We start from the raw sequence: 10,716 nt of genomic DNA, 5'->3' as shown, positions 1-10,716 counted from the left end.
AGCCACCTTGACTACATGTTTTTATCTCTCTTCATGAAATATTTAGTTAGAGCTCCATGTTAAAGGGGTTTAGGTCTCACATAGGTTTATATAAATTGATGTCCCCCTTCATCCTTGTTCCCCCTGTATCCCCTTTGGGCTTGTATATGGCTTAGGGGTGTTCGCGGGCACCCTACATCTTGAATTAAGGAATAGGTTTATGCATGCTACCCCATCCCTGTTTTCCGTGAACCCCGTACTTCGGTTATTTGATGATCCTGTAGCCTTCGATAGTTCGCCGTGTAAACATCATATACAGAAAGTATAGGAAAGGTGTATATGCAATAATATATATCAGAAGACTATCACCAATACTACAAACCATTATAAAACCAGAAACAACTTGGCGAGGCTATAGGGGCATTGTTCCAGGCCTAGGCGGGCTAAATCTAGATAGGGAGTATGTTAAGTTCACCTCGGCATCCGTCCATGAGCCTATGGGGTGGGATTGAAGAGCTCTCTAGGCTAGGTGGAAGCCCCTAGGTGCATCCATGAAATTATATAAAATGACTTGGAATAAGCACCTAGTGAGAGACGGCTGGTTGTTCCACATGTTTGCACTTACAAACCCGTGGAGTTGTAGTGCTATTTTTCACGGTACGCTAGTTTTTCCAGGAGCCATTTTAATATGTTGACTGCTTGAGCTGATATTTCCTTGGATTCCTCGAGTGCTTTCAGGGCGTTTTCCACATGTTTCTTTATCAGCTCCTCATTATATTCCAGGCTGCCTGTTTCACGGACTATCTCCTGTACGAATTTTACGTGTTCCTGGGTTACTTCATTTGTTCTCAGCACATCATATATCTCACTTAGCCGTCTCCTTACCTCGTGGTCTCCGAGCTCGTACGCCTTCACTACCAGGAGCGTCTTTTTCTTACCCCTGACATCGCTTCCAACGGGTTTACCTGTCTGCCGTGGGTCACCGTAGAGGCCTATGATATCATCTCTCAGCTGGAACGCTATACCGGCTGGGATAGCGTAGGAGGTGAGCTCTCGTAGTATTTTCTCACTGTATTTCCCAGATGCTATCACGCCTAAGTGCAAGGGTAGTTCTATAGTGTAGGAGGCTGTCTTAAGGGTGTGGACTAATAGTACATCTCTCTCGGATACGTTGCCCAGTGGTTTATTGGAAAGCAGGACGTCTAGGTATTGCCCATAGGCGACCATCCTCAACCCCCTACTATATGTTTCCAGTAGCCTTCTTAATGTTTCCCCAGGTAAATTCGCTCTTGAAATATATTCAACGGCTGTCGCCTCCAAGTAGTCTCCAACTGTTATGGCTTGTGAATCACCGTAATGTACACAGTCTCCCTTCATCTCTTTTAGACATTTATCCCTGAACCATGCGTGTACAGTTGGACCGCCCCGGCGGAGCTCATCCCTATCCATTACATCATCGTGTATAAGGAGATAGCTTTGAAGTAGCTCAATCCCACTCATCACATTTGTTATAGTTGCTAGATCACCGCTTCCCCATTCCCTGCTCCAGTAGCCCACGAGAGCTAGAAACGCCCTCAGCCTTTTACCGCCTCTCAGAGTGTAATCCGAGGCTATCTCGATAATATCATATGTAAGCGGTGAAACAGAGGATGCCTCTTCTCTTAGTTTTGAAAATACTGTTTTCAAGTTGTCCTCAACAAGTTTCACACTAAATTACAGCAACTCATCGTTATTTATTTGGTCCATGTATACACCCACATATTTCTTATTAAGGGCTTCAATAATAAGCTTAGGCTCCTGCATCACCAAGTAGCTCCCAGTATACTCAGGGTATTTTTCCCATAAACCGGTCTAGGAAGTTAGGTAACCTGAAATATGATAATGTTATATCCTGCTCCCCCATCAGCTTCTATTTCTCCCTTGAAAGCCTCATCCTTCAGGGCAGGGAAGAGGTCAGACTCATCTGCATCATCTACGAAAATATAATTTATACCCGGGATATAAGAAGACATGTGATGCAATATGGCTAGAATACTTCAAGTCGCGCTTGACCTAGCAGAGCTAACGAAATCTGTTGACATAGCAACCAAGATAGCTTCACATGTACAGTGTAAAAATATATGGCTTGAAGTAGGCACACCCCTATTGAAGGCGTGGGGCAAGATAGCTGTAAAAGCATTGAAGAACCTGACAAACTGCTTCATACTAGTGGATACTAAAACCATTGACGTACCCTCTATAGAGGGCGGTATAGTACTTGATGCAGGCGGCGACGCTTTCACGGTGCTAGGTGTAGCCGATGACGAGGTGGTTAAGGAGGCGGTTGAGGCTGCTAGGTCCCGTGGCAAGCTGGTTGTGGCCGACCTCATAAGTCATCCATCCCCTGTTAACAGGGCTATCGAGTTGGATAGGTTGGGTGTGGATGTGGTATTATATCATGTAGGTATAAGTGTTCAAAAAGCCAGGGGTATAACTGCAACCCATATGCTTAAGGAAATAGAGAATCTAAGGAGAAGCATCTCGGCTAAAATAGCTGTAGCCGGCGGGATAAAGCCTGGAGATGTCAGAGAACTGGTTTCGAGAGGGGTTGACATCATAGTGGTGGGGGGTGCTATAACAAAGGCATCTAATCCCCTTGAAGTAGTGGATGAAATACTCGGTAAGCTTTCACAATAACATGAGGCGGTGGAGTTATAGGTAGGTTAAAAAGATGGCTTCTTCAATATTTTTTCCACTATCCCACTGGTGATCACTTCCTTGAATCTCTTCTGATGCTCTATAAGTAGCTTTCTAAGCTTCTCAGCCGCTATTCTCTTGCATTGCCCGCAGAGTATTTTACCGTTCACACACTCATCATATCTCTCCTTCAATTCTTTTTCATCATCTATTAAATGATATACGTAGAGCTCGAATATGCTACACTTCCATGGCTCCCCCCCAAGTCTTCTCTGTTCCTCTGCTGTAGCCCTTCCACCGGTTAACGCGTTCGCAAGCTTCTTTTCCGCTATCTCTGGATCATCGTCGAGGTGTATAGCGTACTCAGGACGGCTTTTACTCATTTTGTTTCCATCCAACCCCCTTAATAGCTTATGATAGATGGAGCTAGGCCTCTTCAACCCAAACTCCTGCTCAAATCTATCAGCTATATCCCTCGTCAATCGCAGGTGTGGGTCTTGATCGGCTCCAACGGGTACCACTATGTACTTGTAACCTCCATATTTATCTAATTGGAGATGCAGTATATCTGCCGATTGTGTGAGCGCTGCCATAATTTTACCAGGATTTATATCGCCGTATATAGCCTCCATTTCAGCCGCAGTGATCTTTCTGGAGAATAATTGTATGAGTCTATAGTATTCATTATCCATAGCTGTCTGATAGTAGAATTCAGCGTTATCCGGGTTTATCCCCCATGCAATAGAGTGAGCTACAAATTCAACTCCTCTTCTTATTACCTCGCCCCTATCCTCTCTTCTCACAATATATGCTTCGGCATCCGCTATAGCTATTTTTATATGTGCTCCAAGGGATTGAAGGAACTTTAATTCCTCATAAACCATCGCTGTCCCAAGGTGGGGTCTTCCACTAGGCATGAACCCGGTGAGCACAGCTACTTTTTCACCGCGTTTAAGTGCTTCAAGCCATACGTCGAAATCCCTGTGTCCGAATATGACTAGTCTCTCAAAGTACTTGTGTTTATGGGGCAGTAGCCCCAGGATCTTATCGATCGGGCTAATACCGAATTCCTCCAGTAGTTTCCTGTAATCCTCTATAGCGTAGTGACCCCATGGATCTAGCTTGGCACCCATTTCAACCACCCTATTCAAATTCTGGCTCGGTCCCGGAGATTCCTCATCACTATTCAACCTGGACTAGGATACCTCATTGCCTTCATCGATTAATAAGAGAGAGCAATGAAAGGAGTATTAAAGTTATGTCGTTATAGCCTTTGCCAGCCCTGGTGGGTGATCTATTGGTCTTCCGAGCTTCACACCGATCCTGTATGAGAACAATTGAAGTGGTATCGTCGCTATAACAGGGTATAGGTATTTTTTACCCGGCACTTCTACACATATATTTTTACACGGGGCATCATTGATATTGATGGAGAACAATATGGCTTCACGGTTGAGGACCTCTTTTACAACTTTCAAATAGAGTTGCTTCGCTGGTTCTTCAAAGGGCTCGATTAGTATCACTGGGAATTCATGGGATACCAGGGTAAGAGGGCCGTGTCTCAACTCGCCTAGCTGCACTCCTTCTGCATGTATTAGGGCTGCCTCTTTAAGCTTTAATGCGCCCTCCAGCGCTATAGGGTATGTGATACCGCTTCCGGCAACGTATACATTATAGAATAATGGGAGGGAATTCACTATCGATGTAATCCTAGAGTCAAACCTTGTAATTAATTCCTTGAGCTCTTTACTAGTGTTCCTAATCTCGTTAATTATTACATTATAATCATTGAAGCTCTGTCTTCCATTAAATATCCCAGTGTATGATGCCAGTAGTAATAATGCAGCTATTGTTGAGGAGAAAGACTTGGTAGCCGGCACAGCGATCTCGGGGCCTGCCCCTATTGGTAGATACACGTTTGATTCTAACGCAAGGCGTGAACCAACGTTGTTAGTGACCCCTATAATAACGGCCCCCCGTTGCTTAGCTAGTTTAACGCTATTTATTACATCACTCGTCTCACCGCTCTGGCTCACTGCTATAAGAACGGAGCCCGTGGTTATGGACTCTAGTATGGAGTAGGGGAACTCAGCCGCTGAGACAGGTGTAATGGAGATACCGGCTAGCTCGGCGAAATAGTATGAGGCAACCAATCCTGCATGGAGGCTTGAACCGTTCGCAACTATATAGACGTCTCTAGCGCCATGTATAATCATCGAGGCTAGCCTTAGGTATTTATCCATTATTGCAATGGTTGTCCTATAGATAGCGTCCGGGGTCTCATATATCTCCTTCAGCATGTAATGTGGGAAGCCGGCTTTTTCCACGTATTCAATACCATATTTAACACGCTTACTCTGTAGACTAGCTAAATCCACGTGTTCTCCTGTCGAGATCCTATATAATACTTGTTTCTCTAAGCTGATTAATCCAGCCATTCCATCCTCAATGATGTATGCTGTGTCCGCTAATCCGTGAAGCGATGTTAGATCACTGGAGAGGTACACGCATTGAGAACCGATCCCTATGACCAGGGGTTGGCCATTCTGAATAAATAATATACCATCCACCCCGGAGACGAGGAATGCTAATGAGTACAGACCCTTCAACTCACTGCCTATCCTTAGTAAAGCTCTTAGTAGGTCCTTCTCCATAGTATAGTATTTCTCGAGGAGGTGTGCCGCGATCTCTGTATCGGTTCTAGATCTTAATATATGCCCCTCTTTTTCAAGCTCTGTCCTATATGCCTCATAGTTGTCTATTATGCCATCTCCAACAACAGCTATCCTCCCGTTGCAATCGGTTAATGGATGAGTATTTTCATAAACCGGCCAGCCACGGCTTGCATACCTGGTATGGGCCAGCGCTATACGGGAGGGTATGTTTTCCAGGTCTACTTGCTTAACTACATCGTCCAAGTGTCCTGGGGCTTTCCTAATTTCAAGCCCCTTGTCTACGGGGAATACAACACCGGTGCCATTGTATCCCCTATAAAGGAGCCTTCGTAGCCCAGTAACTATGAGCCCTCTAGGTATAGTGGTGCTACATATTACGCCGAATATGCCTCCCATACTAAAGCACCGTTTTAATAATTCGATTCTCTATTTATATTAATTTAGCTAGAGTACGGGAGAACGCGTCATGCCTCGATACACTATTATAAAACTCAGAGAGCTCCATAGATACCTCAACAATAAGAAGTATTCCGAGAAAATCCGTTACCTACTAGAATATGGTTACAATGTTCACTCCATTATTAATAGGGTTCTCCAATCCTATGGGGGAATAGTGTTCAACCTCGATACTGGCGAATATATCGCGTTAACTAATGGAATAGGTGAAGACATACATAGGGAATTACTAATTGAACTAGATAGGGAGACCATGCACGGGGTTCAAATGGCCTCTGTGACGGCTTCGAACCCGTTAACAGCTTTACTGGGTGCATCAATATATTTCAGTAAAGGCCATAGGTTCGTGTTTGAGGAGGAAGCAGGGAGTAGAGACGAGTACTGGGTTGCATCAATACAGCTACCATTATTCTCCAGCAGCTACGATGCATACATAGTGTATAACTCACTGTATAACTCGATTCATAGGGCGGCAGAGAAGTATGGGGGGCTACTTGTTGAGAAAACAACTGGATTAGTAACTATTGTTGGAGGTAAGGAACTCGGGTCCCTAGTTAATGAGTTATCAAGCATAGGGTTTGTTGGGGTAGGGGTGTCTCCCATCGGCCGTAACGCGTATAGGAATGCTTTTAAGGCGCTTCAACTCCTAATTGATGGAGTCGTAGATGGGAGGTTACATATCATACAGGGATGAGGGTTTCAACGTGGTGAAGGATTCTAAAGTCTAAAGTTATCAGCTCTGGGGCCCGTTCATCGCTTGGCTCACCGGTAATACCATTCATCACGAGATAAATTAATTCGTTTGAGCCTCAAATCCTTAAATTCGGTGATTGGTGGGGAGTGGCTATGAAGAATATGTGGTTGAATCAACTATGGTCAACTTTCCTAAGGAACCTCTGGATCTCGCGAAACCTATATATATATTGATTATTCTAAGTGATTGCTCCACTTCCTCACTGTAGAAGCAGGAAGAGTCAACTTTACTTCCATCAATTAATGTTGCGACGAGCTTCTTGAAACCTTTTTTATCGCAGTCCAGGATGTCAGCCTTCATTACAACCCCGATCATCGCGAGTGCTTCTATGTGTCTTAGGCTACAATTACTCCGGCATGTAATATATTTCTTCAACTCTTCCGTAGACACGGGGACCACTCTCTAATATAGAAACTAGTAGAACACTAGGAATGCATTGTTTATAAATGTTTTCACCGGGAAAATCGGGCATGCCTCTTTTGTTACAAGGGATCCCAGGGTTTAAAAATAAATAATTGTGCATAAGCGTGATGGGGATATCTAATGAGCTATAGAAGAGAGGAAACTGTTGGGGAGAAATTAAGGAAATTGTTCACAAATGATAAGGACCCAGTTGAGAAGAAGGCTATAATCGCCCAGTACAGAATAAAGACTGCGATAGGTAGGATAAACAACTACCTTGAAAAACTCTCTGAAAGAGACCGTGAATTATTTGAAATGATAGTTGAATCACTTACGAGGAAAGACGAGTTAAGGGCTAAAATGTACGCCAAGGAGGTAGCTGAAATAAGGAAGGTCAGTAAGCAATTACTCACCGTACAGTATGCATTAGAGCATGCCGCGTTAAAGCTTGAGACATTCATAATATATGGTGGCGCTGTGAATGAGGTTGCACCGGTACTTGGTGTTATGAAGGAAGCGGTGAACATATTGAGGGGTGTGGCACCAGATATATGGATCGACCTACAGTACGCTGTGAGGGAACTAGAGACAGCCGTAGGCGCTGGAATCGTAGACTTAACCACGGATATAGGAGTAGGTATGGACAGCGAGGCGAAGAAGGTATTAGAGGAGGCGAAGATCGTAGCAGAGCAGAAGATGAAGGAGAAGTTCGCGGAGCTACCGAAGACTATCGTTCCAGAGGGAGAAAGCGTAAAGAGCAGCTAGCCGGCTTTTTTACTTACATACTGTTCAATTAACTGTGATACTTTAAGGTCTATGTTTTTTCCGAGTACTCTTAGGGCATTTACTAGTTCATCTCTCTTTGATATATAATCCTCTGCCTTTAATGGATCGATCTCAACACTTACCCCTTTTACACGCATGTATATTCTACCAGGCTCTATTAATAGAATCGTGTTTCTTGTCTTTATGCTTATCGAGTTTTTCTCCAGGTTTACCGATACAATAATATATTCTGGCTTACTCCGCATAACCACTATTTCGCTTTTACCTATTATAAGATAGGTATATGATGCCAGCCTGGTAACCCCCCTCTTTATATCCTCGGCTTTCAGTCTTTTATCCACTTGATCAAGCCACACAGCGACATCGTCAACTATCTTCCTTAGACTCGAGATTAGGGTGATGGATTTCGAGTCTAACTCATGTCTTTCAATAACTTGGGACTTAATGTTTTGTGAGAGCATTGTAAGTGTTCTAACTACTCCTTCAATAGTTGGCGGTGTAGTACTCATTGCATCCACCAAGTCTCAGACTCATTTATTCCACAGCTTATAAATTTCATCAGTAATATCGGAGTCTATAATAGTAATGGTTTCCCCGCTATCTCCCTTAATTATGACCCTTCCTTCCCCTCTGGTAACCCGTCCCACCACACTGTGCCTGATACCATGCTTCTTTAACTCATTTAACAAGCTGTCTAAGTAGCCAGGGGCAACTGTTGCAACGATACATCCACTACTCAGTAATCTAAGCGGGTCTACGTTGACAGCGCTCGTTATTCTTTTAACCTCCTCATCGATGTAGAATGCCTTGTCTAAGACTACGATGTCTTTCTTGCTGGCGGATGCTACTTCCCTAAGGGCTTGTAATATACCTCCCTCTGTAGCATCATGCATAGTGTTCACGTAATCTTTTATAGCTAAAGCTGTCTTAACAATACTTACATCGTAGATGAAGCTGCGTGCATGTTCGATAACATCTCTCGGAACTTTTCCCAGTAATTTATCCCCGAAGTCCCATGCAATAACTCCTGCACCCTCACCCCCTATCCTCCCGATTACAACCACGTAGTCTCCTTCCCCAGCGTCTCTCGTGGAAATTACCCTTCCATTAGTGTACCCTATCACAGTCATCGCTATTATCGGTCTATCTAATCCCGGCGTGACCTCTGTATGACCCCCTATAGCTACACCATGTATCTCGCTTAGTGCTTTCCCCATATCACTGAACAATTCCTCCGCCTCCTCCACACTATAATGCCTTGGGATTAATACTACTGGCATAAACCATTTCGGGGTCACTCCTCTAACAGCTATATCGTTGCTTGCTACGTGCACGGCTAGATAACCGGCTTTTTTCACTCCAGTGGTTATGGGGTCTACGTGTGTCACGAGAAAACCATCTTTAAATCTGATGACGGCAGCGTCTTCGCCCTGCATCGGGCCTATTACTAGGTCTGGATCCATTGAGGGAAGCAGCGAGAGAAACCTATTCATAATGCTCCATGAAAACTTCCCGGTCTTATCCATAAGCACCCCTCGGTTTCTCCACATGGTATTCAATTATCTATTTTAAGCTTTAAATGATACTTTGCGGCACAGTCTTTGCAGATGTATTCTACAGGAGAGACCTGTATAAGGCAGTCCTCGCAGCCAATCCTTCCACAATACTTACAGTACCCGATAGATAGTTGTTGACCGCAAATCTCGCATAATGCCTCGCTGCATATTTTACATGTCTTCTTCGCCGAGTCAAAGTCGTCCTCACACACTCTTCTACCACAGAGATTGCATTTATACAATGCCTCCTTCTCACCGCATATCTCACACTTCATCTTCCTCACCTAGTTTCCCTTGAAATATTCGTCTCCTCTTACGGTGAAACACCATAGTATTTCGATATGTTATCAACCATTACTCTATAAACATACTCTTCATCAACCAGGTTATCCTCCAAGTAGTTTCTTATGACTCTAGGTATTTCCCAGGGATATGATGCCACACCGGGTCTTCCTGGATCATCTATAAAGTCCGATTCTATCATGGCATTGGAAAGCTTCAGGGAGATAGCTTCCTTATTAAAGCTCTTTATGGGTATAGTGTATCCTAGCCCGAGTTCTTCAGCCGATACAGCTGTGTCTATTGCTGAGTGGTGGAGTATCATCTTACCGTGTTTAAACCCGGTTAAGTCCATCAGCTTCCTAATGGAGTATGCTGTGATCCACCCACCTTGCTCTAAGTGTAGATGCACTACTGCATCATAGTTTCTAGCTATTTCCAGTGCCTTAATCATTATTGCCTCGGAGACAACAACTCTCTCCACGCTTGTCCCATAGTGTTGCCTACCGACTTCACCAATCCCGTCGAGAAGACCATTCTTTAAGGCATCCTCTATCAGGTTTAAAACCTTCTCAGCAAGCTCGTAGAGGCGTCTACCTTTAATGCCTTGCTTATAGTATTCATCTACTTCAGCAGGGTGGAAACCCATAAGTCTAACTACTTTCACCCCATTCTCAGCCGCTGCTTTCGCCTCCCTGTTTAGTATCTCAAGTACTCTTCTATATGACTCTATATTGATCTCCTTTATGCCATAGTAATGTGGGGGAAGAGCTACGAGTGCTATAAACCAGCCACCCTCCTTGCGGAACTTCGCTGAGATCCTGCCAGCCCCAAGGCCTTTAACAGGGTTCGAATGTAGGTGTGCATCGCTGAAGAACATTGTACACGCCCCGTGTGTCCTACAATAGCGTTATCATTATTTAAATACCCCATGTAGTTGCTTTATATGATTGGTTTTGATAACATAGTAATTAAATATTTAATAACCATGATATAAATATAAATATTAATACATGGTGATATAGATGGATCAGGTAGTGAAAAAATATACAATAGTGGATGTATTATTACTCGGCGTTATCGCAGCCATATATAGCGTCCTCTTCTACGTATGGTGGGATGTATATTATCTTATAAAAGCCATTGGCGGGCC

Annotated in this window: 11 protein-coding genes; 3 read left to right on the top strand and 8 right to left on the bottom strand. The window is 43.9% G+C overall.

Annotated elements, in window-relative coordinates:
- Positions 1-624: 624 nt before the first annotated feature.
- Positions 625-1,686, bottom strand: coding sequence for a polyprenyl synthetase family protein (locus tag ACP5N5_RS03425; protein WP_428132960.1), 1,062 nt, complete (start codon positions 1,684-1,686; stop codon positions 625-627).
- Between the two features lie 315 nt (positions 1,687-2,001).
- On the opposite strand from ACP5N5_RS03425, the gene ACP5N5_RS03420 reads away from it, so the two are divergent.
- Positions 2,002-2,655, top strand: a complete 654-nt coding sequence (locus ACP5N5_RS03420; protein ID WP_428132957.1) for an orotidine 5'-phosphate decarboxylase / HUMPS family protein — start codon at positions 2,002-2,004, stop codon at positions 2,653-2,655.
- Positions 2,656-2,681: 26 nt separating this feature from the next.
- On the opposite strand, the gene ACP5N5_RS03415 is transcribed toward ACP5N5_RS03420, so the two are convergent.
- Both ACP5N5_RS03415 and glmS read right to left on the bottom strand, forming a co-directional pair.
- Positions 2,682-3,788, bottom strand: a complete 1,107-nt coding sequence (locus tag ACP5N5_RS03415; protein WP_276814469.1) for a tryptophan--tRNA ligase — start codon at positions 3,786-3,788, stop codon at positions 2,682-2,684.
- A gap of 123 nt (positions 3,789-3,911) precedes the next feature.
- Entirely contained in the window at positions 3,912-5,726 is a 1,815-nt protein-coding gene (gene glmS, locus ACP5N5_RS03410; RefSeq protein WP_428132954.1) for a glutamine--fructose-6-phosphate transaminase (isomerizing), read from the bottom strand.
- Between the two features lie 70 nt (positions 5,727-5,796).
- On the opposite strand from glmS, the gene ACP5N5_RS03405 reads away from it, so the two are divergent.
- Positions 5,797-6,480 (top strand): GTP cyclohydrolase, encoded by a 684-nt coding sequence (locus ACP5N5_RS03405; protein WP_276814465.1) that lies wholly within the window; start codon positions 5,797-5,799, stop codon positions 6,478-6,480.
- A 150-nt stretch (positions 6,481-6,630) separates the two neighbouring features.
- Here ACP5N5_RS03405 and ACP5N5_RS03400 read toward each other — a convergent pair whose 3' ends face one another.
- Positions 6,631-6,930, bottom strand: coding sequence for a hypothetical protein (locus ACP5N5_RS03400; protein ID WP_428132951.1), 300 nt, complete (start codon positions 6,928-6,930; stop codon positions 6,631-6,633).
- A 153-nt stretch (positions 6,931-7,083) separates the two neighbouring features.
- Here ACP5N5_RS03400 and ACP5N5_RS03395 point away from each other — a divergent pair, with 153 nt between their 5' ends.
- The gene (locus tag ACP5N5_RS03395; RefSeq protein ID WP_012609128.1) at positions 7,084-7,707 is read left to right on the top strand and encodes a Snf7 family protein; all 624 of its coding nucleotides are present in this window, start codon (positions 7,084-7,086) and stop codon (positions 7,705-7,707) included.
- On the opposite strand, the gene ACP5N5_RS03390 is transcribed toward ACP5N5_RS03395, so the two are convergent.
- Genes ACP5N5_RS03390 through ACP5N5_RS03375 form a run of 4 tightly spaced genes read right to left on the bottom strand, consistent with a single transcriptional unit; the run spans position 7,704 to position 10,443 of the window.
- Complete coding sequence (locus ACP5N5_RS03390; RefSeq protein WP_428132946.1) at positions 7,704-8,237, bottom strand: hypothetical protein; 534 nt, start codon at positions 8,235-8,237, stop codon at positions 7,704-7,706. The two genes, ACP5N5_RS03395 and ACP5N5_RS03390, sit on opposite strands and share 4 nt — an antisense overlap.
- A gap of 21 nt (positions 8,238-8,258) precedes the next feature.
- Positions 8,259-9,254, bottom strand: coding sequence for an AIR synthase family protein (locus ACP5N5_RS03385; protein ID WP_012609130.1), 996 nt, complete (start codon positions 9,252-9,254; stop codon positions 8,259-8,261).
- Between the two features lie 29 nt (positions 9,255-9,283).
- Positions 9,284-9,559, bottom strand: a complete 276-nt coding sequence (locus tag ACP5N5_RS03380) for a hypothetical protein (protein ID WP_428132944.1) — start codon at positions 9,557-9,559, stop codon at positions 9,284-9,286.
- Positions 9,560-9,597: 38 nt separating this feature from the next.
- Positions 9,598-10,443: a TatD family hydrolase gene (locus tag ACP5N5_RS03375; RefSeq protein ID WP_428132941.1), complete on the bottom strand. Its 846-nt coding sequence runs from the start codon at positions 10,441-10,443 to the stop codon at positions 9,598-9,600.
- Between the last annotated feature and the right edge of the window lie 273 nt (positions 10,444-10,716).

This window comes from Desulfurococcus sp. (assembly GCF_049970475.1).
Lineage (GTDB): Archaea > Thermoproteota > Thermoprotei_A > Sulfolobales > Desulfurococcaceae > Desulfurococcus > Desulfurococcus amylolyticus.
Note: the sequence above shows the minus strand (reverse complement) of the source record. Positions and strands in the feature narration are given on the sequence as shown.

Excerpts from the sequence above, each read along its gene's own strand:
- ACP5N5_RS03390 (WP_428132946.1), bottom strand. The coding sequence starts at position 8,237 with ATGAGTACTACACCGCCAACTATTGAAGGAGTAGTTAGAACACTTACA.
- ACP5N5_RS03405 (WP_276814465.1), top strand. The coding sequence starts at position 5,797 with ATGCCTCGATACACTATTATAAAACTCAGAGAGCTCCATAGATACCTC.
- ACP5N5_RS03415 (WP_276814469.1), bottom strand. The coding sequence starts at position 3,788 with ATGGGTGCCAAGCTAGATCCATGGGGTCACTACGCTATAGAGGATTAC.
- ACP5N5_RS03380 (WP_428132944.1), bottom strand. The coding sequence starts at position 9,559 with ATGAAGTGTGAGATATGCGGTGAGAAGGAGGCATTGTATAAATGCAAT.
- glmS (WP_428132954.1), bottom strand. The coding sequence starts at position 5,726 with ATGGGAGGCATATTCGGCGTAATATGTAGCACCACTATACCTAGAGGG.
- ACP5N5_RS03395 (WP_012609128.1), top strand. The coding sequence starts at position 7,084 with ATGAGCTATAGAAGAGAGGAAACTGTTGGGGAGAAATTAAGGAAATTG.
- ACP5N5_RS03375 (WP_428132941.1), bottom strand. The coding sequence starts at position 10,443 with ATGTTCTTCAGCGATGCACACCTACATTCGAACCCTGTTAAAGGCCTT.
- ACP5N5_RS03385 (WP_012609130.1), bottom strand. The coding sequence starts at position 9,254 with ATGGATAAGACCGGGAAGTTTTCATGGAGCATTATGAATAGGTTTCTC.
- ACP5N5_RS03420 (WP_428132957.1), top strand. The coding sequence starts at position 2,002 with ATGGCTAGAATACTTCAAGTCGCGCTTGACCTAGCAGAGCTAACGAAA.